At 70.0% G+C, this 24,317-nt stretch carries 21 protein-coding genes; 17 read left to right on the forward strand and 4 right to left on the reverse strand.

Annotated elements, in window-relative coordinates; all coding sequences use genetic code 11:
• Window positions 1-133 precede the first annotated feature (133 nt).
• Both FU260_RS09895 and FU260_RS09900 read right to left on the reverse strand, forming a co-directional pair.
• The gene (locus FU260_RS09895; RefSeq protein WP_147916909.1) at window positions 134-673 is read right to left on the reverse strand and encodes a type II toxin-antitoxin system PemK/MazF family toxin; all 540 of its coding nucleotides are present in this window, start codon (window positions 671-673) and stop codon (window positions 134-136) included.
• A gap of 44 nt (window positions 674-717) precedes the next feature.
• Complete coding sequence (locus tag FU260_RS09900; protein ID WP_147916910.1) at window positions 718-1,923, reverse strand: acetyl-CoA C-acyltransferase; 1,206 nt, start codon at window positions 1,921-1,923, stop codon at window positions 718-720.
• A 224-nt stretch (window positions 1,924-2,147) separates the two neighbouring features.
• Here FU260_RS09900 and FU260_RS09905 point away from each other — a divergent pair, with 224 nt between their 5' ends.
• Window positions 2,148-2,927, forward strand: a complete 780-nt coding sequence (locus FU260_RS09905) for a CoA transferase subunit A (protein WP_147916911.1) — start codon at window positions 2,148-2,150, stop codon at window positions 2,925-2,927.
• 3 nt (window positions 2,928-2,930) lie between these two features.
• The gene (locus FU260_RS09910) at window positions 2,931-3,563 is read left to right on the forward strand and encodes a CoA transferase subunit B (RefSeq protein WP_280527390.1); all 633 of its coding nucleotides are present in this window, start codon (window positions 2,931-2,933) and stop codon (window positions 3,561-3,563) included.
• A gap of 88 nt (window positions 3,564-3,651) precedes the next feature.
• Here the strand turns inward: FU260_RS09910 and FU260_RS09915 are convergent, their stop codons facing one another.
• The gene (locus FU260_RS09915) at window positions 3,652-4,302 is read right to left on the reverse strand and encodes a hypothetical protein (RefSeq protein WP_147916912.1); all 651 of its coding nucleotides are present in this window, start codon (window positions 4,300-4,302) and stop codon (window positions 3,652-3,654) included.
• A gap of 166 nt (window positions 4,303-4,468) precedes the next feature.
• Here FU260_RS09915 and lepA point away from each other — a divergent pair, with 166 nt between their 5' ends.
• The 4 genes from lepA (at window position 4,469) to FU260_RS09935 (ending at window position 9,854) form a co-directional block, all read left to right on the forward strand.
• Window positions 4,469-6,334, forward strand: coding sequence for a translation elongation factor 4 (lepA, locus tag FU260_RS09920; RefSeq protein WP_147916913.1), 1,866 nt, complete (start codon window positions 4,469-4,471; stop codon window positions 6,332-6,334).
• 19 nt (window positions 6,335-6,353) lie between these two features.
• Window positions 6,354-7,568, forward strand: a complete 1,215-nt coding sequence (hemW, locus tag FU260_RS09925) for a radical SAM family heme chaperone HemW (protein ID WP_147919422.1) — start codon at window positions 6,354-6,356, stop codon at window positions 7,566-7,568.
• A 569-nt stretch (window positions 7,569-8,137) separates the two neighbouring features.
• Window positions 8,138-8,806 (forward strand): hypothetical protein, encoded by a 669-nt coding sequence (locus tag FU260_RS23565; RefSeq protein WP_168211581.1) that lies wholly within the window; start codon window positions 8,138-8,140, stop codon window positions 8,804-8,806.
• Between the two features lie 70 nt (window positions 8,807-8,876).
• Window positions 8,877-9,854: a hypothetical protein gene (locus FU260_RS09935; RefSeq protein WP_147916915.1), complete on the forward strand. Its 978-nt coding sequence runs from the start codon at window positions 8,877-8,879 to the stop codon at window positions 9,852-9,854.
• Here FU260_RS09935 and FU260_RS09940 read toward each other — a convergent pair.
• Window positions 9,835-10,695, reverse strand: coding sequence for a DUF3097 domain-containing protein (locus tag FU260_RS09940; RefSeq protein WP_147916916.1), 861 nt, complete (start codon window positions 10,693-10,695; stop codon window positions 9,835-9,837). The two genes, FU260_RS09935 and FU260_RS09940, sit on opposite strands and share 20 nt — an antisense overlap.
• Window positions 10,696-10,937: 242 nt before the next feature.
• Here FU260_RS09940 and hrcA point away from each other — a divergent pair, with 242 nt between their 5' ends.
• From hrcA to FU260_RS09995, 11 genes are all read left to right on the forward strand, one after another.
• The gene (hrcA, locus tag FU260_RS09945) at window positions 10,938-11,963 is read left to right on the forward strand and encodes a heat-inducible transcriptional repressor HrcA (protein ID WP_147916917.1); all 1,026 of its coding nucleotides are present in this window, start codon (window positions 10,938-10,940) and stop codon (window positions 11,961-11,963) included.
• 83 nt (window positions 11,964-12,046) lie between these two features.
• Window positions 12,047-13,168 carry a molecular chaperone DnaJ gene (gene dnaJ / locus FU260_RS09950; protein WP_147916918.1) on the forward strand — a complete coding sequence of 374 codons (1,122 nt, stop codon included), beginning with the start codon at window positions 12,047-12,049 and terminating at the stop codon, window positions 13,166-13,168.
• The gene (locus tag FU260_RS09955) at window positions 13,165-13,926 is read left to right on the forward strand and encodes a 16S rRNA (uracil(1498)-N(3))-methyltransferase (RefSeq protein ID WP_147916919.1); all 762 of its coding nucleotides are present in this window, start codon (window positions 13,165-13,167) and stop codon (window positions 13,924-13,926) included. The genes dnaJ and FU260_RS09955 overlap by 4 nt, the downstream gene beginning before the upstream one ends.
• A 117-nt stretch (window positions 13,927-14,043) precedes the next feature.
• Window positions 14,044-15,105, forward strand: a complete 1,062-nt coding sequence (locus FU260_RS09960) for a PhoH family protein (RefSeq protein WP_147916920.1) — start codon at window positions 14,044-14,046, stop codon at window positions 15,103-15,105.
• A gap of 34 nt (window positions 15,106-15,139) precedes the next feature.
• Window positions 15,140-15,592, forward strand: coding sequence for an rRNA maturation RNase YbeY (gene ybeY / locus FU260_RS09965; protein ID WP_147916921.1), 453 nt, complete (start codon window positions 15,140-15,142; stop codon window positions 15,590-15,592).
• 4 nt (window positions 15,593-15,596) lie between these two features.
• Entirely contained in the window at window positions 15,597-16,952 is a 1,356-nt protein-coding gene (locus FU260_RS09970; RefSeq protein ID WP_147916922.1) for a hemolysin family protein, read from the forward strand.
• Window positions 16,949-17,890 (forward strand): GTPase Era, encoded by a 942-nt coding sequence (gene era / locus FU260_RS09975; RefSeq protein ID WP_147916923.1) that lies wholly within the window; start codon window positions 16,949-16,951, stop codon window positions 17,888-17,890. Before FU260_RS09970 ends, era begins: the two co-directional genes overlap by 4 nt.
• A gap of 18 nt (window positions 17,891-17,908) precedes the next feature.
• Window positions 17,909-19,396 carry an alpha/beta hydrolase family protein gene (locus tag FU260_RS09980; RefSeq protein WP_147916924.1) on the forward strand — a complete coding sequence of 496 codons (1,488 nt, stop codon included), beginning with the start codon at window positions 17,909-17,911 and terminating at the stop codon, window positions 19,394-19,396.
• A gap of 70 nt (window positions 19,397-19,466) precedes the next feature.
• Window positions 19,467-20,309: a PP2C family protein-serine/threonine phosphatase gene (locus FU260_RS09985; protein WP_168211722.1), complete on the forward strand. Its 843-nt coding sequence runs from the start codon at window positions 19,467-19,469 to the stop codon at window positions 20,307-20,309.
• A complete protein-coding gene (locus tag FU260_RS09990; protein ID WP_147916926.1) occupies window positions 20,306-22,774 on the forward strand; it encodes an FHA domain-containing protein in 2,469 nt (822 codons plus the stop codon). Before FU260_RS09985 ends, FU260_RS09990 begins: the two co-directional genes overlap by 4 nt.
• Window positions 22,771-24,300: a serine/threonine-protein kinase gene (locus FU260_RS09995; RefSeq protein ID WP_147916927.1), complete on the forward strand. Its 1,530-nt coding sequence runs from the start codon at window positions 22,771-22,773 to the stop codon at window positions 24,298-24,300. Before FU260_RS09990 ends, FU260_RS09995 begins: the two co-directional genes overlap by 4 nt.
• Window positions 24,301-24,317 lie beyond the last annotated feature (17 nt).

A 24,317-nucleotide genomic window follows, 5' to 3' on the forward strand; every position in this document is an offset into this window, starting at 1 on the left:
CCATGATCTCAGGACTAGGCGTGGGGTGCCCGGTGGCGGATCGATGGGTGGCCCAGCGGCGACGAAGCACGCCGTCGCAGGTCCAGCCGTTGATTCTAGCAGCAGCCGGGCACCACTGCGGTCGTGTCCTCGGTCACCCTCGGTGGCGGCGGACGGCGGCGACCGCATCGGTGAACCGGTCCCGGTCCAGGGCCGCCCCTTCCCGGCGCACTGCACTCAGCGGCAGCCACAGCACCCGGTCCACCCGTGCCTCCGACTCCCGCCGCTGAGAGTCCCAGGCGCCGCTGCCCACATCTACCCAGTAGCGGCCCCAGCGCGCCTCCTGCTCGGCGTCGGTGTCGTGGTCCTTGGAGGTCAGCTGCAGGCCGAGCAGCCCGTCGTCGTGCTCGGCGAGGATCAGCACCGGCCGGTCCTTACCGCGGGAGTCGTCCTCCTCGTAGGGCACCCAGGCCCAGACCACCTCACCGGGATCCGGAGCGCCGTCGCTGACCGGGGCGTACTCCGGCGGCGGCAACGGACCCAAGTAGGTGTGCGCCCGCTGCCCGGCGGAGGGCCCCTGCGGCCGGGATCGCTGCCGCCGGGTACTGGCGCGGCGGGCTTCCCGGCGAGAGGAGCGCACCGCTTCTCGGGCGACGAGCCGCGCGGCGCGGGCGAAGCTGCTCAACAAGCTCATGGCGCACCAGCGTAACGAGTACGACGGCGCCGCTCGCTTCGCGCTCAGCCCTCCAGCAGGAGCGCCTCACCTTGGCCACCACCACCGCACAGGCCCGCGGCGCCACGTTGCCCGGGTTGCAGGGTGTGGGCGAGGTGCACCGCCAGCCGGGCACCGGAAGCGCCGATCGGGTGGCCCAGCGCGATCGCCCCACCGTGCGGGTTCACCCGGTCTGCGGCGATCCCCAGTGCGGCGATCGAGGCGAGCACCACGGCCGCGAACGCCTCGTTGACCTCCACGTGGGCCAGTTCGCTGGGCATCCAGCCGGCTCGATCCAAGGCCTGGGCGATCGCATTCGCCGGCTGGGTGTGCAGGCTGTTGTCCGGACCGGCCACTTGACCGCAGGCGCGCACGGCGACCAGCACCGGTGCTCCGGCGGCCTCGGCCCGGGCCCGGGTGGTCAGCACCAGTGCGGCGGCGCCGTCGGTGAGCTGGGAAGCGTTCCCCGCGGTGATCGCCCCGCCGGTGGCGAACGCCGGCCGGAGCCCGGCGAGGCTCTCGGTGGTGGTGCCGGGCCGGATGCCTTCATCGCTGGAGACCTCCGTCTCGGCCTTGCGGGTGCGCACCTTCACCGGAGCGATCTCGGCCGCGAACGTGCCGGCCGCAGTGGCCGCGGCTGCGCGCTGGTGCGAGGTCGCCGCCCACGCGTCCTGCGCAGTACGGGACAGGTCGGTGCCGGGGAAACCGGCGCTGCCGCGCTCGGTCAGCTCGCCCATGCTGATCTGCTCGACGGCGTCGGTGAGACCGTCGTAGGCCAGGTGGTCCACCGCCGTGCGGTCTCCGTAGGTCCAGCCGCCCCGCACTCCGGGGAGCAGGTGCGGCGCCTGACTCATCGATTCCATCCCGCCGGCCACCACCACCTGGGCCTCGCCGGAGCGGATCAGCCGTGCGGCATCGATCACCGCGGACAGGCCGGACAGGCACACCTTGTTGATCGCCGAGGCGTGTGCCCGCGGGCCCACCCCGCCGCCGAGGGCAGCTTGGCGGGCCGGGTTCTGCCCGGTACCGGCCTGCAGGACCTGGCCGAGAAACACGGCATCCACCTCGTCTCCGGGCAGCTGTGCCTGCGCCAGGGCGGCGGTGATCGCGTGCGCGCCCAGTGCGGTGGCCGGGAGGGAGGCGAGTGCGCCGTTCAGGCGGGCGAACGGGGTGCGCGCTGCGCCGATGACGACGACGTCTGCTGGGTCGGAGACGGCGGCTGGGTCGCTCATGTCAGCTCCTTCGCTGTGGCGCACCACGTTCGTCCAGGGTGTCGACCTGTGGTGGCCATCGGGTTGGTCGGTGGTGCCATTCTCCCGCGAACAACGCCCTCCGTGCGGGCGATCTCCAGGCGTGCGCGCACTCGTGGATGCGGCGAACCGCTGCACTCCGGCTGTCCACATTGCAAGATGGTGGAGAGAGTCTGCGTGAGGACCAGGTACGGGAGGCAGTCACGATGAGCACGACGTTGAGCTCAGGAATCGACAAGGTGGTCCGCGATCCGGCGGAGGCGGTGGCCGATATCGGCGACGGCGCCTCGATCGCCGTCGGGGGCTTCGGACTCTGCGGCAACCCGATGGTGCTGATCGAGGCACTGCTCGCCCAGGGAGCGTCCGGACTGTCGGTGGTGAGCAACAACTGCGGGGTGGACGACTGGGGGCTGGGCCTGCTGCTGCGTGCCGAACGGCTGGCGAAGATGACCTCCTCCTACGTGGGGGAGAACAAGGAGTTCGAGCGGCAGTTCCTCACCGGTGAGCTGGAGGTGGAGCTCACCCCGCAGGGCACCCTCGCGGAGAAGCTGCGCGCCGGCGGTGCGGGGATCGCCGCGTTCTTCACCCGTACCGGCGTCGGTACCCAGCTGGCCGAGGGTGGCCTGCCGCGGCGGTATCACCCCGACGGCAGCGTGGCGCAGGCCTCACCGGCGAAGGAGACTCGCACCTTCGGCGAGCACCAGTACGTGCTCGAGGAGGCGATCAGCACCGACTTCGCTCTGGTGCATGCCGCGCGCGGGGACCGGGCCGGCAACCTCGTGTTCAATGCCACCGCCCGGAACTTCAACCCGCTCGCCGCGATGGCGGGGCGCATCTGCATCGCCCAGGTGGAGGAGCTCGCCGATATCGGCGGGATCGACCCGAACGAGGTGCACATCCCGGGCGTGTTCGTGCACCGGGTGGTGCCAGTGGGCACCGACATCGAGAAGCGGATCGAACGCCGCACCGTGGCCGAGGAGGGCTGAACGTTGGCACTGACCCGAGAGGAGATGGCCGCCCGCGCGGCCCAGGAGCTGCCTGACGGAGCGTATGTGAACCTCGGTATCGGGCTGCCCACTCTGGTGCCGAACTATGTACCGGCAGGACGGACCGTGGTGCTGCAGTCGGAGAACGGCATCCTCGGCGTGGGTCCGTATCCGCATCCGGCGCAGGTGCACCCGGATCTGATCAACGCCGGTAAGGAGACCGTCACGGTGCTGCCGGGATCGTCCTTCTTCGACTCTGCCACCAGCTTCGCGATGATCCGGGCGGGCAAGATCGATGCCGCGATCCTCGGCGGGATGCAGGTCTCCGGTCGTGGGGACCTCGCGAACTGGATGATCCCCGGGAAGATGGTCAAAGGTCCCGGCGGCGGGATGGACCTGGTGCAGGGCGCGAAACGCGTGATCGTGCTGATGATGCACACCGCCAAGGACGCTCGTCCCAAGATCGTGCACGAGTGCAGCCTTCCGCTGACCGGACGCGCTGTAGTGAACCGGATCATCACCGACTTGGCGGTGATCGACGTGACCGAGGCGGGCCTGGTGCTGCGCGAGCTCGCCCCCGGAGTGAACGCCGAGGACGTGCAGGCGGCCACCGAACCTGAGCTGATCATCCCCTGAGCCGCCAACCGGCCCGCCTCCCCGCGTTGCCGTGTGCTGTCGCCTCGCCTCGCCTCGCCTCGCCTTGCCGGCGGGTGCGGCTCCGTGCTCAGCCGGCGAGCAGCACCAGTGCCAGGATGATCGCCAGCAGCCCCGCCAACGGGATCGCCACCAGCGTGCCCAGCAGTGCCAGCGCGCTCAGCCGCAGGTCATCCTTGAGGTAGGGCGCCGACACCGGGCCACCGGCGGCCACCAGCAGCCCCCGTTGTGCCTGCTCCAAGCGGGTGAGCGCATGCCCGAGGACACCGAGCCGCCCGGATCCCAGCCACCGGGTCATCCGCGCCCGCGGTCCGGTCCCCATCCCAGCCGGCATCCGGCCCTCGGTGATCGCGTCCAGCACGATCCGGGCGTCCTCACCGCCGGGCGTACTGCCCATCTGGTCCGAGACCCGGTCCGCCAGCTCGTCTGGACCCACCATCTCCGTGGAGACCACAGCGGGAGTGGACGTCTCCACCTTGTGCAACCACCGCCGTCGCCGGATCGCGAACAGCGCCACCGGCAGCGCGAACAGCGCCGCGAGCGCGAGCACCACCCAGTGCCCGGCGGTGACCACCTCCGCCGTGGTGAGGTTCACCACGGCGAGGATCAGAGCCAGGCCGGCCGCCGCCGTCGCGAGCACCAGCACGGCGGCACTGGGCAGGCGGAACAGCACGCTGAGCACACGAGCGAGCTGTCCGATCGACTCCGGTAACGAGCTCATGTACCGATGATGCCCGATCTTCCTGGTCACGCGAACGATCCACCGCACAGCGAAATGCGACATCCCACCGCACCATCCGAGGTTCGCGGTGGGGGAGGACGATCAAGCCATGGGACGATAGGGGATAGACCTGCTCTGCCCGCCGACCCCCGAGGTAATCAAGCCCGTGCCCATCGTGACGCCGTCTGACAGCGCCGCCATCGCCCCCAGCGCCACCGCCGCCGAGCTGCTGCGCAACTTCTGCATCATCGCGCACATCGACCACGGCAAGTCCACGCTGGCCGACCGGATGCTGCAGCTCACCGGTGTGGTCGAGGACCGGGTGATGCGCGCGCAGTACCTGGACCGGATGGACATCGAGCGCGAGCGGGGCATCACGATCAAGTCCCAGGCGGTGCGGATGCCCTGGCAGGTCGGGGAGCAGCCGTACGCACTGAACATGATCGACACCCCCGGCCACGTCGACTTCTCCTACGAGGTGTCCCGTTCGCTCGCCGCCTGTGAAGGGGCACTGCTGCTGGTGGACGCCGCCCAGGGGATCGAGGCGCAGACGCTCGCGAACCTGTACCTGGCGCTGGAGAACGACCTGGCGATCATCCCGGTGCTGAACAAGATCGACCTGCCGGCGGCGCAGCCGGATCGGTTCGCCGAGGAGCTCGCCTCCCTGATCGGCGGCGACCCGGAAGACTGCCTGCGGGTCTCCGGGAAGACCGGTGCGGGGGTGCCGGAGCTGATGGACCGGATCGTGCAGGAGATCCCCGCACCCACCGGCACTGCCGAGGCACCGCCGCGTGCACTGATCTTCGACTCGGTCTATGACATCTACCGCGGAGTGGTCACCTATGTGCGGGTGGTGGACGGGCAGCTCAGCCACCGCGACAAGGTGAAGATGATGAGCACCGGTGAGGTGCACGAACTACAGGAGATCGGCGTCTCCAGCCCCGAACCGCACACGGTGCCCGGTCTGGGGGTGGGCGAGGTCGGCTACCTGATCACCGGCGCGAAGAACGTGCGCCAGTCCCGGGTCGGGGACACCGTCACCTCCGCCGTCACGCCTGCCACGGACGCTCTCGGCGGCTACCAGGACCCGCAGCCGATGGTGTTCTCCGGTCTCTATCCGATCGACGGTTCGGACTACCCGGTGCTCCGGGACGCCCTGGACAAGCTCAAGCTGAACGACGCTGCGCTCAACTACGAACCAGAGACCTCGGTGGCGCTCGGCTTCGGCTTCCGGGTGGGCTACCTGGGTCTGCTGCACGTGGAGATCGTCCGCGAGCGGCTGGAGCGGGAGTTCAACCTGGACCTGATCTCCACCGCTCCGAACGTGATCTACGACGTGACCATGGAGGACGGCGCCGAGCACGTGGTGACCAACCCCAGCGAGTTCCCGGCCGGGAAGATCTCCTCGGTGCGCGAGCCGATGGTGAAGGCCACGATCCTCACCCCGAGTGAGTTCGTCGGTGCGGTGATGGAGCTCTCCCAAGCGCGCCGCGGGTCGATGCAGGGGATGGACTACCTGTCCGAGTCCCGGGTGGAGCTTCGGTACGAGCTGCCGCTGGCGGAGATCATCTTCGACTTCTTCGACCAGCTGAAGTCCCGCACCCGCGGTTACGCCTCCTTCGACTACGAGGTCACCGGTGTGCAGGACGCGAGCCTGGTGAAGGTGGACATCCTGCTGCAGGGGGAACAGGTGGACGCGTTCTCCGCGATCGTGCACCGGGACAAGGCCTACTCCTACGGCGTGATGATGACCGGCAAGCTCAAGGAGCTGATCCCGCGCCAGCAGTACGAGGTGCCGATCCAGGCGGCCGTCGGCTCGCGGATCATCGCCCGGGAGACGGTGCGCGCGATCCGCAAGGACGTGCTCGCCAAGTGCTACGGCGGCGACATCTCCCGCAAGCGCAAGCTGCTGGAGAAGCAGAAGGAGGGGAAGAAGCGGATGAAGAACATCGGCCGGGTGGAAGTTCCGCAGGAAGCGTTCATCGCCGCACTCTCCTCCGACGTCCCCACCGGCAAGGAAGCGAAGAAGTGAACAGGTGCGTACCGCACCGATGCCGATGACGACGGCGCAGCGCGGCCGCCCGCCGCAGGCTCTCCTTGGCGAGAACGTAGGTCAGGGGGCGGGCGAGCGGGAGTTCTCCGTGTACCTGCACGTGCCGTTCTGCTCGGTCCGGTGCGGGTACTGCGACTTCAACACCTACACCGCCACCGAGCTGGGCGAGGGCGCGAACCGCTCCGACTACGCCGATAGTGCGGTCACCGAGATCACCCTGGCCGCCGAGTCGATGGCCGCGGCCGGTCTGCCGGAACGTGCCGTGAGCACAGTGTTCGTCGGCGGGGGCACCCCCACGCTGCTTCCTCCGCGCGACCTGGTGGCCATGCTGACCGCGATCGAGAGCACCTGGGGCCTGACCCCCGGCGTGGAGGTCACCACCGAGGCGAACCCGGACTCGGTCACCGCTGCCGATCTGCGCGAGCTGGCCGCGGCCGGGTTCACCCGGGTGTCCTTCGGGATGCAGTCGGCGGTGCCGGACGTGCTCGCCACGCTGGAACGCACCCACGACCCGCACCGGGTGCCGCAGGTGGTGGACTGGGCCCGGCAGGCGGGGCTGCAGGTTTCGCTGGACCTGATCTATGGCACCCCGGGGGAGACGCTGGCGGACTGGGAGACCAGTCTGCAGGCGGCGATCGCGATGGCACCGGACCACATCTCCGCCTACGCGCTGGTGGTGGAGCCGGGTACGAAGATGGGTGCGCAGGTGCGCCGCGGGCTGCTGCCGATGCCGGCCGATGACGATGAGGCGGACAAGTACGAGCTCGCCGCCGCTCTGCTCGCCGACGCCGGCTACGGCTGGTACGAGATCTCCAACTTCGCCCGGGACGAAGCGAGCCGCTGCCGGCACAACATCGCCTACTGGCGCTCGCAGGACTGGTGGGGGGTGGGCCCCGGGGCACACAGCCATATCGGCGGGCAGCGGTGGTGGAACGTGAAGCACCCTCGGCCGTACGCGCAGCTGGTGGCCGACGGGCTGCTTCCTGTGGATGGGGTGGAGGTGCTCGACGACGCGCAGCGCGCGGACGAGGAGATCCTCCTCGGCGTGCGGCTCATCGAGGGGCTCCAGGTGGCGCCGGGCAAGCGGGACCGGCTGCCGGCGCTGGTGACGGGCGGGCTGCTCGAGGCCGAGGCGGCTGCCGACGGTGTAGCGCAGCTGACCCTGCGTGGCCGGCTGCTTGCGGACACCGTCGTGCGCGAACTCGTGGACTGACCGCGCCCCGGCGCGAAAGCCCGGAATTCTGCGCCTCACCGGTGTTGTGCGTGGCGCCGACCGGGTGCACACCGATAGCGTGTGCGCAGCGTCGCGTATTTCGCGACCCATTGTCTCGCAACAGAAAGTGGAGCCGAATGAGTCAGCAGCCTCCCGAGAACGGGCCCCAGGGTCCCGAGGGACAGCCTCAGAACCCGGGCGGCGCGCCGCCGCCCCCGCCTCCGCCGCCTCCAGGGCAGGGGCCGGGTCAGGCGCCCCCTCCTCCTCCGCCGGGACAGGGGCCGGGTCAGGCACCGCCTCCGCCCCCGCCCCCGCCTCCGCCGGGACAGGGTCCTGGTCAGGCTCCTCCGCCTCCTCCTGGGCCCGGACAGCCGCCGAACTACGGGGCTGCTCCGGAGCCGCCGAGCGCGTACCCGAACCCACAGCAGGGTGGCTTCCAGTCCCCGCCGCCCCCCGGGCCGGACTCCTACGGTCAGTACGGCCAGCCCGGTCCCGGTTACGGCGGCCCGCCGCAGGCGCCGCAGTTCAACGCGAACCCGTATGCACAGGCGTACCCACAGCAGTTCTCCGTGGGTGCGGCGATCAGTTACGGCTGGAACGCCGTCTTCAAGGCAGCCGGCTTCTGGATCGTGCTGATGCTCCTCGCCTGGCTGATCGTCGGGGCGGTGACCTTCCTGCTCAACCCGGCCGTCTCGGCGTCGTTCAGCGGTATGGGCACCGATTACTCCCGCGCGGCGGTGACCGGGTTCAGCGTCATGGCTCTGGTGGCCAACCTCATCACCGGCATCGTCTCCGGCATCATCGGTGGCGCGTTCGCCAACGGTGGTCTGAAGCAGTCCGCCGGCCACAAGCCGACGCTCGGTGAGGCGTTCAAGATCCCGAACATGCAGAACGTGCTCATCTGGGCCGTGGTCTGGGCGGTGGTCTCCGGACTGCTCTCCGCGGTCGCCCCCGGACTGGCCATCATCACGGTGATCGTCGGCTTCCTGACGATCTTCGCCTACCCGTTCATCATCGACCGGAACCATTCCTGGATCGATGGTCTGAAGGGGTCGGTGCAGATGGTTACCCAGAACCTGGGGTCCACCCTCCTGCTCGCCCTCGCGCTGTTGGGTATCAACATCGTCGGTGCCCTGCTCTGCGGGCTGGGTCTGTTGATCACGGTTCCGATGAGCGTGGCGGCGTCGGTGTTTGCCTACCGCAGCTTCAGCCAGCAGCCGATCGCACCTCCGGTCTGACGGCGGCGACCTGCACGCAGCGGCCGGGCACTCTCCCCACGGAGAGTGCCCGGCCGCTAGCGTATGCACTATGAGCGAGAACCCTCCCGACGGTGAGCGGCCCGCCGAACAGTCCGGATCCGCACCACCCCCGACGCCTGAGTCCGGTGGTGTGCCGGACGGTGCTGCTAGCCAGCCTCCGGGTGCTGCTGGCCCGCCACCGCCTGGGCCGCCGCCGGGGGCTGCTGGGCCGCCACCGCCTGGCCCGCCGCCGGGACAGTACGGACCGCCGGGCGATCCGTACGGGCACCCGCAAGGCGCCCCGAGCGGCTACCCAGGCTCGCCGCAGGGTGCACCGGGTTACGGCCCGGCCGGCTACCCTCCACTGCCGCCAGAACCTCAGGCCACCGACGGCTTCGGGTACGCCTGGAGGGCATTCACGGCAAACGCCGGCACACTGATCCTCGGCCAGCTTGCCTGGGCGCTGATCGTGGCCGTGATCACCGTGCTGTGGCTCCTGCTGCTCAGCGGTACCGGGCTGATCGCCCTCAACGCAGACTCGGACGCGGCCATCGCTGGCGGAGTGGTTGCCTTTGCTGCCAGCGCCGGCATCGTGCTCGTCGTGACGGTGTTCGTGAGCATCGTCGCCGCAGCTGGGATGAGTAACGCCACGCTGAAGCTGGTCCGTGGTGAGGCGATCACCGTCGCGGACTTCTTCAAGATCCCGAACCTGGGTGCCGTGATCCTGGTGGCGCTGCTGCTCGGCCTCGCCTCCGGAATCCTGAGCTTCACCTTCGTCGGCCCGATCCTGCTCAGTTTCTTCGCGGCCTACATCGTCGTGTTCGCGATCGACCAGCGCCAGGGAGTGTTCGAGTCGATCGGCTCAGGGGTGAAGATGGCCGTCGCCTTCCCGGGCCAGACCATCCTGCTGCTGCTGCTCGCCTACGTGGCGAACATCGTCGGGGCCCTGCTCTGCGGTATCGGAGTGCTGGTCTCGATGCCGCTGACCGCGATCGCCATCGCCTGGCAGTACCGCAGTCAGCTGCCGCTCATGGCTGCTCGGCAGTAACGAAGTCCACCAGCTCTTCCACCCGACCGAGCAGACTCGGCTCCAGGTCGCGGAAGTCCCGCACCTGACTCAGGATTCGCTTCCACCCCCGGGCGATATCCGCCTGGTCGGTGGCCGGCCAGCCGAGAGCACGCAGCGAACCCACTTTGATATCCGTGCCGCGCGGGATGTGCGGCCAGGCCTCCAGGCCCACGCGAGCCGGCTTCACCGCCTGCCACACGTCCACGTACGGATGCCCCACCACCAGCACGTGCTCAGCGCCGAACTTCGCCGTGGCGGCCGCGGCGATCCTGCTCTCCTTGCTGCCTCGGACCAGGTGGTCGGCGAGCACACCGACGCGCCGGCCCGGTCCCGGCCGGAACTGCGCCAAGTGGTCGGCGAGGTTGTCGATGCCCTCCAGCAGCTCGACCACCACACCTTCGATGCGCAGATCGTCGCCCCAGACCTTCTCCACCAGCTCGGCGTCGTGCCGGCCCTCCACCCAGATCCGAGACCCACGGGCGACCCGGGCCTTGGCACCGGCCACAGCCACCGACCCGGATGCCGTCCGGCTCCGCGCCGGCGTCTGCTGAGCGGGTCGATGGGGCACCAACCGGACCGGCTTGCCGTCCACCCAGAACCCGGCTCCCAGGGGGAAGGTGCGCGTCTTGCCGTGGCGGTCCTCCAGCACCACTACGTGCACGCCTCCACTCTTCTCCACCCTCACGATGGCGCCGACCCAGCCGGTCTGCACATCCTCGACCACCAGCCCCGGCTCCGCCGGCGTGTCGGTAGTCTGCGGGCGCCGGGGCGGATGCGGGTCCTCGGCGAGCACGTTGCTGCCATAACGATCGAAACTCACCCGGGCAACGCTAGGCGCAGGCCCGGGGGACCCACGGGAGGCGCGCCACGCTAACCCCCGTACCGGCCACCACCTACCGCGGGGGTGTGGTTGTGGTCGCGAAACGGCCGGATCGCAAGCACAAGCGCACCCCCGCGGGATGGGGGCGCCAGCCGTGCGTGTTCTGGCCCACAGTCAAGTTGGTCTCAGACGCGTAATATTGGCACTCTAGAGGTTCGAGTGCTGATCGGGAGGTGAGGCGAGTGGCGAACGAGCGGCGACGGCAGGTGCTGGGGGCGATCGTGCAGGACTACGTCCGCAGCCGCGAACCGGTCGGTTCCCGCAACCTCGTGGACCGGCACAACCTGGGTGTCTCGCCAGCCACCATCCGTAACGATATGGCCGCCTTGGAGGACGAGGGCTACATCGCCCAACCGCACACCTCGGCGGGCCGGATCCCCACGGACAAGGGCTACCGGATGTTCGTGGACGAGGTCTCGGTGGTCCGGCCGTTGTCCTTGCCTGAACGCCGTGCGATCACCGAGCTGCTCGGTGGCGCGGTGGACCTGGACGAGCTCCTGGAACGCACCGTGCGCCTGCTGGCCCAGCTGACCCAGCAGGTGGCCGTGGTGCAGTACCCCTCGCTGCGCCGTTCGGCGCTGCAGCACGTGGAGCTGGTGCCGACCACCCCGCGGCGCCTGATGGTGGTGATCATCACCGCCAACGGGCGCGTGGCCCAGCGGATGCTGGAGTCCATCGAGGACCTGGACGAACTGCTCCTCGCCGAGCTGCGGGCCCGCATCAACGCCGAGGTGGCTGGGTTGGGCGCCGCCAAGGCACGCGAGCACCTGGCCACCGTGGCCGAGGCGTTCCCACCGGTCGACCGTCCGCTGATCACCGCGATCGTGCAGGCCATCAACGAGACGCTCTCCGAGGACGTCGAGGAACGGATCGTGCTGGCCGGCACGGCGAACCTTGCCCGCTCCGACCTGGACTTCCCCCGCACGATCGGCCCGGTCCTGGAGGCACTCGAAGAACAGATGGTGCTGTTGCGGCTGCTCACCGAGATGGTCGAGGACAGCGCCGACCGACCGTTGGCTGTGCGGATCGGACGCGAGACCCACCATGAGAACCTCGCCGAGACGGCAGTGATCGCCAGCGGTTACGGTGAGGGTGGTGACGCCGTCGGCCAGCTCGGCGTGCTCGGACCCACCCGGATGGACTATCCGACCACGATGGCCTCCGTCCGCGCCGTCGCCCGGTACCTCTCCCGCTTCATGACCGGATGACCGCCTCCGAGCGGCCCCCTCGCACTGCGTCAGCCACGCGGTGCCACCCGCCCCGCGACCTGAGAACCTAGAGAAAGTCACCTGTGAGCGATTACTACGCCGTCCTCGGCGTCTCCCGCGACGCCAGCACCGAGGAGATCAAGCGGGCTTACCGCAAGCTCGCCCGCCAGCACCACCCAGACGTCGCCGGTGCGGACAGTGCCGAGAAGTTCAAAGACATCGCCGCCGCGAACGATGTGCTCTCCAACCCGGAGAAGCGGCGCGCCTATGACATGGGCGGTATGCCCGGGATGGCCGGAGGGGGAGCCGGTGCCGGGTTCGGCTTCTCGGACATCTTCGAGTCGTTCTTCGCCGCGGCGGCTGGTGGCGGCGGGCAACGCGGTCCGGTGTCCCGGGCACGCCGCGGCCAGGACGCGCTGCTGCGGATCGACCTGGAGCTGTCCGACGCCGCGTTCGGTGTGGCCAAGGACATCGAGGTGGACACCGCAGTGATGTGTACCACCTGCCAGGGCTCCTGCTGCCAGCCCGGGACCAGCCCCACCACCTGCGACGTCTGCGGTGGCCGTGGCTCGGTGCAGCGGATGGCGCGTTCGTTCCTCGGCCAGGTGATGACCACCACCGCCTGCGCCGCGTGCTCCGGTTTCGGCACGGTCATCACCAGCCCCTGCCACGAGTGCAACGGCGAGGGCCGGGTGCGGACCCGCCGCTCGGTGCGGGTGAACGTGCCCGCAGGGGTGGACGACGGCACCCGGATCAAGCTCACCGGTCAGGGCGAGGTGGGCCCGGCCGGCGGGCCACCGGGAGACCTGTACGTGGAGGTGCGCGAACGCCGGCACCCGGTGTTCGCCCGCCGCGGTGACGATCTGCACTGCACCGCCGAGGTCCCGATGACCGCTGCCGCCCTGGGCACCGTGCTGGATCTGGAGACTCTCGACGGCGAGCAGGAGGTGGACATCCGGCCCGGCACCCAGCCGGAAGAGGTGGTCACCCTGCGTGGCCTCGGCGTCGGGCACCTGAACGGCAACGGCCGGGGTGACCTGCACGTGCACGTGAACGTCGCAGTGCCGACCAAGCTGGACGAGGAGCAGGAACGGTTGCTCCGCGAGCTCGCCACGTTGCGCAGTGAGGAACGGCCCGAGGCCCGCCTGGCCCCGGCGCACCCGGGGATGTTCTCCCGGCTCCGGGAGAAGCTGCAGGGCAAGTGAGCCTGCCGGTCTTCGTCACCACCCCCGGGGACCTGGACGGCGTCGGTGTCGGTGACGGGTACTCGCTCACCGGTCCGGAGGCCCGGCACGCCGCTGCCGTGATGCGGCTGCGCGCCGGCGAGCAGGTCCAGGTGGTCGATGGTGCCGGTGTGCGCCTGACCGGGGTGGTCTCTACCGTCGACGGCGCAGCTCGCCTGGACCTGGACGTCACCGCCGTAGACCGGGAGCAGGCTCCCGGGTGCCGGATGGTCCTGGTGCAGGCGCTGGCCAAGGGTGGCCGGGACGAGCTCGCGATCGAAGCTGGTACCGAGGTCGGGATGGATCGGGCGATCCCGTGGCAGGCGGCCCGGTCGGTGTCCCGCTGGCGGGGCCCCAAAGCAGCCAAGGGGGTGCAGCGGTGGCGTCAGGTGGTGCTCGCCGCCACCAAGCAGTCCCGGCGTGCGTTCCTGCCCGAGGTGGGCGATCTGCTGGACGGCGAGGAGCTGCTCGCCACCGCTGGTTCCGCCGTCGAGCAGGGGAGTGCTGTGCTGGTCGCGCACGAGAGTGCGGACACTCCGATCGGTAGCTGCGAGATTGGCGCCGACTGCCCCGAGGTGCTCGTGGTGGTCGGCCCCGAAGGCGGCCTGGCCGAAACAGAGGTGGCGGGCCTGCGCGGCGCCGGGGCCCAGGTGGTCCGGCTCGGACCGCATGTGCTGCGCACCTCCACCGCCGGCCCGATTGCGCTCGCCCTGCTCGCTCAGCGGCTGGGCCGCGGGTGAGACCGGACCGTTAACCCTTCTGCCACCTGTGGCCGCGCTCGGTAAGATCGAGAGACGTCCGGAACTCGGATGCCAGCACCACGAACGAGGAGTCACCCAGGGCCACCGGCCCAGCCCATGACCGAGACCAACCCCACCACCGACGACGACCAGCTGCCGGCTGGCGAGGTGCGCCACCAGCTGACCGTCCCCGACCACGTGCCTATGGTGGCTCTGCTCGGACAGCGGGACGAGGTGCTCAAAGCCATCGAGACGGGCTTCCCGCAGGTGGATGTGCACGTGCGCGGCAACCTGATCACCATGACCGGCAATGCCGGGGACGTGGCCCTGACCGAACGGCTCGTCGACGAGCTCACCCAGATCGCCTCCTCCGCCCAGCCGCTCACCGCCGATGCCGTGGAGCGGGCGATCACCATCCTCACCAGCGCCACCACGGACCGGCCGGCGCAGGTGCTGACGATGAACATCCTGTCCAACCGGGGCAAGACGATCCGGCCGAAGACGGTGGGCCAGAAGGACTACGTGGAGTCCATCGATGCGAACACGGTGGTGTTCGGGATCGGCCCGGCGGGTACCGGGAAGACGTACCTGGCGATGGCCAAGGCCGTCCAGGCGCTGCAGGCCAAGCAGGTGAACCGGATCGTGCTTACCCGGCCGGCGGTGGAGGCAGGGGAGCGGCTCGGCTTCCTGCCCGGCACCTTGAACGACAAGATCGACCCGTACCTGCGCCCGCTCTACGATGCCCTGCACGACATGCTCGACCCGGAGTCCATCCCCCGGCTGATGGCCGCCGGCACGATCGAGGTGGCGCCGCTGGCATATATGCGCGGTAGAACTCTTAATGATGCGTTCATCATCCTCGACGAGGCGCAGAACACCTCCGCCGAGCAGATGAAGATGTTCCTCACCCGGCTCGGCTTCGGCTCCAGGATCGTGGTCACCGGGGACGTCACCCAGGTGGACCTGCCCGGTGGCGAGGTCTCCGGGCTGAAGGTGGTGCAGGAGATCCTCGACGGCCTGGACGACGTGGCGTTCTGCGAGCTGACCAGTGCCGACGTGGTCCGCCACCGACTGGTCGCGGACATCATCGACGCCTACTCCCACTACGAGACCCGGCACCGGCAGGCCAGCCCCGACCGGGCGCACCGGCGGCCGGACCGACAGGAACGCCGTCGATGAACACCGCACCGCACCGGCCAGGGCAGGGGAGCCGATGAGCATCGAGGTGACCAACGAGTCCGGCTCCCGGCTGGACGAGGCCGAGTTCGCGCGCCTGGCCCGGCACGTGTTCGACGCGATGGGCGTCCATCCGCAGGCGGAGCTGGAGATCCGGTTCGTGGAGACCGAGGTGATGTCCGAGCTGCATGTGCAGTGGATGGACGAAGAGGGACCGACCGATGTCCTGTCGTTCCCGATGGATGAGCTCCGACCGGGCATCGACGGCGGATTCAGCGACGAGGGCATCCTCGGCTCGATCGTCGTCTGCCCGGTGGTCGCGGCCGACCAGGCACTCACCGCCGGCCACTCCGCCGAGGAGGAGATGCTGCTGCTGACCACGCACGGGATCCTGCACCTGCTCGGCTACGACCACGCCGAACCGGAAGAGGAGAAGGAGATGTTCGACCTGCAGCGCCGGCTCCTGCTCACCTTCCTCGCCAGCCGGTAGCGCCATGCTGGACGCGACAACTGGAGTGGTCTCGGCGGCAGCAGGCGGAATCGGCCTGATGATCGTGCTCGCCTTCTTGGCCACTGTCGTTGCTGCGGTGCTCGCCGCCGCCGAAGAAGCGATCGCCAGGCTGACCCGCGCGGCCGCGCAGGAGTACGCCGCCGAGCACGCGCGCGGAGCGGTGGTGCTGCAGCTCTCCGAGGACCCCAGCCCGGGGATCCGGGCCGCCGGGTACGGCCGTACCCTCGCCGGGATCGTCGCAGCGGTGTGCGTGACGCTGCTGGTCGGAGCGGTGATGCCCCGCTGGTGGCAGATGCTGCTGGTGGCCGCGGCTGTGCTCATCGTGGCCGCCACTGTGCTGGTCGAGGTGCTGCCCCGGACCTTCGGCCGCCGGCACCCGGCACGGACCGTCGCGATGGTCGGTCCCGCGGTCCTGGCCGTGCAGCGCGCGCTCACACCGTTGGCCGGGGCCGTTCGAAGGCTCGGCAGACGTTCCGGGCGCACCCCGGCCGAGGAGCTGCAGGAAGAGAGCGAGAACCTGCGGGACATGGTCGACCGGGTCAGCGAGAGCGACCAGATCGACGAGGACGAGCGGGAGATGCTGCAGTCCGTGTTCGAGCTGGGCACCACCCGGGTGCGGGAGGTGATGGTCCCGCGCACCGATATGGTCACCATCGGCACCGAGGTACCGATCCGCAAGGCGCTCAACCTGTTCGTCCGGTCCGGCTACTCCAGGGTCCCGGTGATCGGCGAATCCGTCGACGACCTGCGTGGGGTGCTCTACCTCAAGGACGCCCTGGCCCGTTCGGTGCTCGACCCCGACGATGGCGCGGTCGCCGTCGACGAGGTGCTCCGGCCGGCGCTGTTCGTCCCGGAGACCAAAGTGGTCGACGACCTGCTGGACGAGATGCGTGATCACTCCGTGCACATCGCCATCGTGGTGGACGAGTACGGCGGGGTGGCCGGGCTGGTGACCGTGGAGGACATCCTCGAGGAGCTCGTCGGTGAGCTCACCGACGAGCACGACCCCTCCGAGGAGGAGGTCCAGACCGAGGAGGACGGCACGTTCGTCGTCCCGGCTCGGCTGGGGCTGGACGAGCTCGGCGACCTGTTCGATACCGAGGTCAACGACGACGAGGTCACCACCGCAGCGGGTCTGCTCACCAAGGCACTCGGCCGGGTCCCGATCCAGGGAGCGAAGGCGGAGACCCACGGCATCTGGCTCGAGGCCTTAGGGTTTCAGGGTCGGCGCCGCCGGCTGCACACGTTGCGGGTGTGGCGCGTCGAGGAGTCGCCCACGGAGTCCGCCAGCGCACCTTCACCCGTCTCGGCGGACAGTCCGGAAGGGACATCACGGTGACCGACCAGAGCAGTACCAGCCCCGCCGAGGATCACGGTGGGGAGTTCCGTGCCGGGTTCGTCTGCGTCGTCGGGCGTCCGAACGCCGGCAAGTCCACCCTCACCAACGCCCTGGTCGGGCAGAAGGTGGCGATCACCTCCGGGCGGCCGCAGACCACGCGGCACGCGATCCGCGGCATCGTGCACCGCCCGGATGCTCAGCTGATCCTGGTGGACACCCCTGGCGTGCACCGGCCGCGTACGCTGCTCGGCGAGCGGCTGAACGAGCTCGTCGTGGGCACGCTCGCCGAGGTGGACGCCGTGGCGCTATGCCTGCCCGCCGACCAGAAGATCGGACCGGGAGACCGGTTCATCGCCCAGAAGGTGGCCGAGGCGCGCACCCCGGTGGTCGCCGTGGCCACCAAGGCCGACACGGTCAGCAAGGGCCGCCTGACCGAACACCTGCTACAGATCGACCAGCTCGGCGAGTGGGCGGACATCGTGCCGGTGTCCGCGGTCTCCGGGTACCAGCTCGATGAGCTCATCGGCGTGTTCCGCTCGCACATGCCGATCTCCCCACCCCTGTACCCGGACGGCGAGCTCACCGACGAACCCGAGCACGTGATGGTCGCCGAGCTGGTGCGTGAGGCCGCCCTGGAAGGCGTCCGCGAAGAGCTGCCGCACTCGCTCGCAGTTGTCGTGGACGAGATCGTCGAACGCGAGCGGCCCGCCAAGGACGGCCGGGCGATGCTGGACGTCCGGGTGAACCTGTTTGTGGAACGCGACTCGCAGAAGGGGATCGTGATCGGCACCAAGGGCGCCCGGCTGCGCGAGGTGGGCACCACCGCCCGGCGCGGGATCGAAGCCCTGCTCGGCGCCGCCGTCTACCTGGATCTGCACGTGAAGGTGGCCAAGGACTGGCAACGCGACCCCAAGCACCTGCAACGCCTTGGCTTCTGAGCCGGATACTCTGACCCGGTGAGATACCGGAAGCTCGCGATGGTGCTGGCCATCGTCATCGGCTTCGGTGTGATCGGGTCGTTGGCCGGGCCGCGCTGGACGCCCCAGCCGCTCGAGTCCACCATCGTCCCGGAGACCCGGGATGTAGCGATTGGGTCCGATGCCGTCACCGACCCGGTCGGCAGCTATGCGGTGGAGCAGGAGACGTTCGACGTCCAGCTCGACGGTGCCACCGTGGCGGCCACCCTCACCTACCCGGTGGATGCCCCCGGCGAGCGGCCGGCGATGTTGTTCATGCACGGTGCCGGTACGGCCGGCAACCTCAACTTCGCCGACCAGGCCCAGGCACTGGCCAGTGCCGGGGTGTACGTGCTGGTCCCGGCCAAGCGGATGGACACCTACACCGCCACCAGCCGCAGCTATCCGGCGATGGCGGAGGACTACCTGGTCTCCTGGCGGATCTTGCGGGACTGGCCGGGGGTGGACCCCACCCAGGTGGGCATCTACGGGGAGAGCGAGGGCGCCTGGATCGCACCGATCGCGGCGGTCAAGGAGCCTGGGGTGGGGTACCTGATCCTGGTGTCGGCGCCGGTGGTGCCGCCCCGGGAGCAGTTCGCGTTCGCCGCCGACTCCTACCTGCGCAACGTCGGGGTGCCGGACGCACTGTTGCGGGCCATCCCACGCGGACTGGGCGCCGATATGCCGGGCGGGGGGTTCGACTATGCGGACTTCGACGCGACACCGTGGCAGCGCCAAGTGAGGCAACCAGTGTTGATGGTCTACGGCACCGATGACACCTCGATGCCCACGATCCAGGGGCCGCTGACGCTGATCGAAGACATCTCCCACGCCGGGAACGAGTCCTACACCGTGCGCTACTTCGACGGTGCGAACCACGGCATCCGGGTCGACGATGAGCTCGCGCCGGGCTTCGTCGGAGTCCTGGCGCGCTGGACCCAGGGCCTGCCGGAGACCGCGATGGCCTCGCCGCGGATCGCCGGGGCGCAACCGGAGCAGGCTTTCCGGGCCGCCCCGGTGGATCATCCCCGCTGGTACGCGAGCGGCGACATGCTGGTGTACACGTTGCTGGCGGCGTTCGTCCTCGTCCTGATCGGGCCACTGGTCTGGGGGACGAGCCGGCTGGTGCGGCGGCCGACTCGAAAGATGCCACCCCCGCTTGCCCGGTACAGTGCTGCGACGGTGATGGCCACGGTGGCGGTGCTGGTGATCTTCGTCGCCTACATCGCGTATGTGGCCAGCCTGGCGCTGAACTACCGGACCGACGATCTGGTGGTGCACGGCGGCTGGCTGCTGCTGCACGTGCTCGGCATCCTGGCCGCCGCCGTGGGGGTGCGTTCGGTCGCCTCGGCCTGGAATGCGTGGCGCACGCTGGGCATGCGGGCGATGAGCGCGGGCGCGCTGGTGATCTGGGGGAGTACCCACGTGGGGGCCGCAGGACTGCTGCTGATCGCGGCCTACTGGGGAGTTTTCCCCACGGTGTTCTAGCGGCACCGGCCGTGCATCGGTCTAGGATCATCGAGGACCACTGGCGGACAGGACGGAAGGACGGCGACGCGTGCAGGTTGCTTGGGGTGCGGCCACCGATGCCGGCGGCCGCCGATCGGCGAACGAGGACGCGGTGCTGGCACAGCCGCCGGTGTTCCTCGTGGCCGACGGGATGGGCGGTCACGTCCACGGCGCGATGGCCTCGGCCACCGTGGTGCGCACGTTCGCGGAGTTCTCCGACGGCTGGCACCCGGACGTGGAGGTGCACGGTGAGGACGTGCTCGCCGCCATCCACACCGCCCAGGCCCGCATCCGCACCGAGCTGTCCGAACGCGGAGGCGGCACGATCACGGCCGGCAGCACAGTCGCCGGAGCGGTGCTGACCGGGCACGAGGGCGCGCCGTACTGGCTGGTGTTCAACGTCGGCGACTCCCGGGTGTACCGGTTCTCCGACCGGGCCCTGGTGCAGGTGAGCGTGGACCACTCGGTGATGCAGGAGATGCTCGACGCCGGGTCCCTGCAGCCGGACCAGGTGGCAGTGTTCACGCACAAGCACGTGATCACCCGCGCGGTGGACTCCGGTAGCGACACCACAGCGGATTTCTGGCTGCTCTCCGCGGGCACCCGGGAACGGCTCGTGCTGTGCACTGATGGTCTGCTCGATGAGATCAGTGAAGAACAGATCGCCGAGGTCCTGGCCGAACAGCCGCTGGCCTCGGCGGCCGCGGATACGCTGCTGGCGGCGGCGATCCAGGGCGGCGCACGCGATAACGTGTCAGTGGTGGTGGTGGACCTCGCCGGCGCCGGTGAACTCGCCCACACGGCGCCGAGGGTGGACGGTGGATCCTCGTCCGAGGCGCTGGGTACTACATTGCCGCGAGAACAAGTGATGCCCACGGAAGGATCGGCATGACAGTGAACCTGACAGCGCGCTACGTCCACGGAGAGTGGACGGCGTTGGTGACCGGGCACGGTACGGCGCTGCTGGATCCGCGCATTGCCACCGAGCAAGTGGAGCAGGTCTGGGCTGCCCTCAGCGAGGGTCGGGGGGTGAGCGGCTGCCTCGAGGTGCTGGCCGCCGACGGGTTTGCGAACCTGCCCGCGTTCGCCCTGGTGCAGCACGGCGAGGACGAACTGCGCGTCCTGGTACGCGGTGAGGTTGAGGTGACCGCAGGGGAATCGACCGTGGGGGCGGCAGGGATCGCCACCTGGCGGGAGGCGCTGCTGCCGGGGCAGCACTATCGGGTGGAGGTCACCGGCGACGGCGCAACTCACCCGGAGTGGCCTCTCTCGGGTGGCGTTGTGCTCGCCTCCCGGGTGGAGTGGCTCGGATCGGCTGGCGGTGCGTCCGGGGCTGCTGGTGCCGCGGCAGTCGCTGAGGACGGCGACGGGTCCGGGGACGAGGCAGGTGATGACGGCGATGGCGACCCTGAGCCGGCCGCCGAGCAGGAGCCAGCCGCCGGCGCAGAGCCGGTAGCCGACGAGGCGGAGTCGGCACCTGGCGACGCCGGCGAGACCGGCGGCGATGACGAGAGCGGCGAGACCGGCGGCGACGACGAGAGCGATGGCGATGAGGTCCGTGACGGCGCTTCAGCGGAAGCGGCACTGGGCATCGGCGCGGCTGTGCCGGTGGCGGCTGCCGTCGTCGGCGGGGCGGTAACCGGCAGCGAGGCGGAGGACGATCACCCGACGGAGGACGGTAGGCCCGAGGACGGTCTGCCGACGGAGGGCAACCCCGACGAGGACGCCGATGGCGAATCCGTTGACGACGTGTTCGGCGACCATCAGTCTGTCGATGACGAATCCGTTGACGATGAGCCGGGTGACGATGAGCCGGGTGACGATGAAGTAGCCACCGATGATGGCGCCGAACCCGCCGAACCCGATGAACCGGCCGATGATTTCGGCGACGATACCGCCGAACCCGCCGACGACGAGGCGGGCGAGCCCGCTGCGTTCGAGGAGCCCGCTGCGCTCGATGAGCCCGCCGGCGGCGAAACGCGGTCCGACGAGGTCGAGTCGGACGCTTCAGCGGAAGCGGACGGACTGGGGGACGACCCGGAAGAAGCCGGTTCTGGCGGTACTCCCGACGACCCGAGCGACGAGGCACCGGCCGAGCTGGACGCTTCCGCGGAAGCGCCGGACGCGCCGAGTGAGGACCACGGCGACGAGGCCGAACATGACCGCGATGGCGTGCAGGGGTCTGGGGCCGATGCCCCGATGGAGGTGTCCGCGCACACCGCCGAGGAAGAGTCAGCACCGTCGCCGGCAGAGTTCCCGGGCGCGGCTGAGGATGGCGCGGCTGAGGAGGGCGCGGCTGAGGACAACTACGCGACCGATGCGCCCACGCTCACCTCGAGCGGGAGCGACATCATCGACTCCCTGCCCTGGGCGGTGTCCGCTTCCGACCGCGAACAGGCACGAGCAGCCCAGGAGCAGGCCGCTGCGGAGCCTCCGGCGACCCCGGCCTTCGACGAACCTGAGGACCAGCCGGCGCAGCTGTCCGAAGCCGGGCAGCCCGCTGCCGGCGCGGACGACGAGCTACCCGAGCAGACCGTGCTCTCCCGCGCAGGTGCGGAGGCCCCGGATATCCCCGCTGCGCCCGCGCCAGCACCGGAGCCCGCGGCTGCCAGTGCAGACAGCGATGTGATTTCCTTCGATTCCCTGATGGCCCAGCAGGTGCCGCAGGCCCCCTCCCCGGGGTACGCTCACCAGGCCGGTGCGGAGTACGGGGCACCACCGCCTGCGGAGCAGGTGGACCAGCCCTATCCGGCCGCTGCTCCGCCGTACGGGCCGGGCGCGGCCTTCGGCGCTCCCGGGGTGCAGCAGGCTGCCCCACCGCCGTGGGCCCCGCCCGCGGACATGTCCCAGCCGGCGCCCACGGCGCAGGGCCAGGGTGATGTCGACATCGAGGGTGATCATGACGGGGAGACGATCATGGTCTCCCAGCTGCCCAGTGGGAACGGCGCCGCACCCGGCACCGGCGAGAGCGACCTGTACGACGAACCACACGCAGCGGCCCAGCCGAGCATCCACCTGGCCATGTCCACCGGCGCGCACGTGCCGCTGGACCGCCCGGTGCTGATCGGCAGGGCACCGGAGTCCGCCCGATTCAACGCGGGTGTGCAGCCGCGGCTGGTGACCGTGGCCAGCCCGGAGCAGGACATCTCCCGTACGCACGTGGAGATTCGAGCCGAAGGAGGGCACGCCGTCGTGACGGACCTGAACTCCACCAACGGGACTGTGGTGGTCCAGCCCGGCTCCCCGCCCCGGCGTTTGCACCCGGGTGAGGGCGCGTCGGTACCGGCTGGCACTGTGGTGGATCTCGGTGACGGCGTCACCCTGACGGTGCAGACTACGTCCCAGGGGGCCGGGTGAGTCGACGGCGCCCCTCTCGGCCGCCGGAGATTCCCGGATTCCAGCACGAACGGCTGCTGGGCAGCGGCGGCTTCGCGGATGTGTTCCTGTACGAGCAGGAGCTCCCGCGGCGCAAGGTGGCCGTGAAGGCCCTGCTCGCCGACGCCGTCACCCCGGACGGGCTCACCCAGTTCGTCGGCGAGGCGAACCTGATGGCTCAGCTGTCCACCCACCCCTCGATCGTGACCATCTACCAGGCGGCCACCACTGAGGACGGGCGCCCGTACCTGGTGATGGAGTACTGCCCCCGCCCGAACCTGTCCGTGCGCTACCGCAACGAGCGGATCGGAGTGGCCGAGGCGCTGCGGATCGCCGCCCGACTCGCTGGCGCGGTGGAGACCGCGCACCGGGCCGGCATCCTGCACCGGGACATCAAGCCTGCGAACGTGCTCACCACGGACTACGGCTGGCCGGCACTGACCGACTTCGGTATCTCCGTGGCCACGGCTGCGGCCGACGACTCCGACCAGGCGGGCATGTCGATTCCGTGGGCGGCGCCGGAGTTCTTCGCCGATGACGCCCCGCGTGGGGTGGGTGCCGACGTCTACGCGCTCACCGCCACCATCTACACGTTGCTCGCCAGGCGGTCACCGTTCGAGGCGGCCGGCGGGTCGAACTCCGCGCTGGACCTGATCACTCGGATCGAACGCGAGCCGGTGCCGCCGACCGGCCGCGACGACGTCCCCGAGTCGCTGGAGGAGGTGTTCCGCCGCGGGATGGCGAAGGATCCCGCTCAGCGGTTCCCGTCGGCGGCTGCGTTCGCACGGGCGATCCAGCGGGTGGAGACCGAGCTCCACCTGACCCCCACGCCGCTGGACGTCCCGGACACCTCGTGGGCACACGGCACGGGGGGCGGTGAGTCCGGTGAGGACCAGCGCACCCGGGTGCGGTCGGTGTCCACGATCGACGTCAATCCGGACGGGACCCGGCACCGGCCCGCCATCATCGACCCGGCGGCAGCACGGTCGCCGCGCAATCAGCCGGGCGGACGGGAGACCGCCGTGCGGCCCGAGATCGGCGCAGCAGCCGGTGTCGAAGAGACCGCGAAGCCGCCGCCCCCGCGCCGCCGCACCACCCTGATCGCCGCCGGTGCCGCGCTGGTGGTGGTCGCAGCGGTGACCGCGATGGCGATCGGGGCCCTGAACCAACCCGATGGTGGCGAGGGGGAGACCACAACCGCGCCGGTCACCATTCCTCCCGACGACCCGAGCACCGAGGTCGAGCTCCCGCCGGCGCCGCAGAACGCCACTGCCGAACGCGACGGTGACACGGTCGAAGTCTCGTGGGATGCCCCGGAGTTCGACAACGAACTAGAGTTCTACTATGTCGCCACCTCCGGTGGCGAACGGTGGGAAGAGAACGTTGGTTCGCGTACGTCGGACACCCTGGAGGCCCGGCCTGAGCAGGTTTGCGTGCAGATCTGGAGCATTGACGCGACCAATCGGAACCTCTCCAGTAATAATGAGAGTCCTACGGTGTGTGCCTGACCCAAGGGGGCGAAGCG

Origin of the sequence: Ruania zhangjianzhongii (assembly GCF_008000995.1) — a bacterium.
Classification (GTDB): domain Bacteria; phylum Actinomycetota; class Actinomycetes; order Actinomycetales; family Beutenbergiaceae; genus Ruania; species Ruania zhangjianzhongii.

Coding starts and splice junctions, on each gene's coding strand:
- FU260_RS09970 (WP_147916922.1), top strand. CDS start 15,597: ATGCTGGACGCGACAACTGGAGTGGTCTCGGCGGCAGCAGGCGGAATC.
- FU260_RS09960 (WP_147916920.1), top strand. CDS start 14,044: ATGACCGAGACCAACCCCACCACCGACGACGACCAGCTGCCGGCTGGC.
- FU260_RS09895 (WP_147916909.1), bottom strand. CDS start 673: ATGAGCTTGTTGAGCAGCTTCGCCCGCGCCGCGCGGCTCGTCGCCCGA.
- hemW (WP_147919422.1), top strand. CDS start 6,354: ATGCCGATGACGACGGCGCAGCGCGGCCGCCCGCCGCAGGCTCTCCTT.
- FU260_RS09990 (WP_147916926.1), top strand. CDS start 20,306: ATGACAGTGAACCTGACAGCGCGCTACGTCCACGGAGAGTGGACGGCG.
- FU260_RS09905 (WP_147916911.1), top strand. CDS start 2,148: ATGAGCACGACGTTGAGCTCAGGAATCGACAAGGTGGTCCGCGATCCG.
- FU260_RS09915 (WP_147916912.1), bottom strand. CDS start 4,302: ATGAGCTCGTTACCGGAGTCGATCGGACAGCTCGCTCGTGTGCTCAGC.
- ybeY (WP_147916921.1), top strand. CDS start 15,140: ATGAGCATCGAGGTGACCAACGAGTCCGGCTCCCGGCTGGACGAGGCC.
- FU260_RS09935 (WP_147916915.1), top strand. CDS start 8,877: ATGAGCGAGAACCCTCCCGACGGTGAGCGGCCCGCCGAACAGTCCGGA.
- FU260_RS09900 (WP_147916910.1), bottom strand. CDS start 1,923: ATGAGCGACCCAGCCGCCGTCTCCGACCCAGCAGACGTCGTCGTCATC.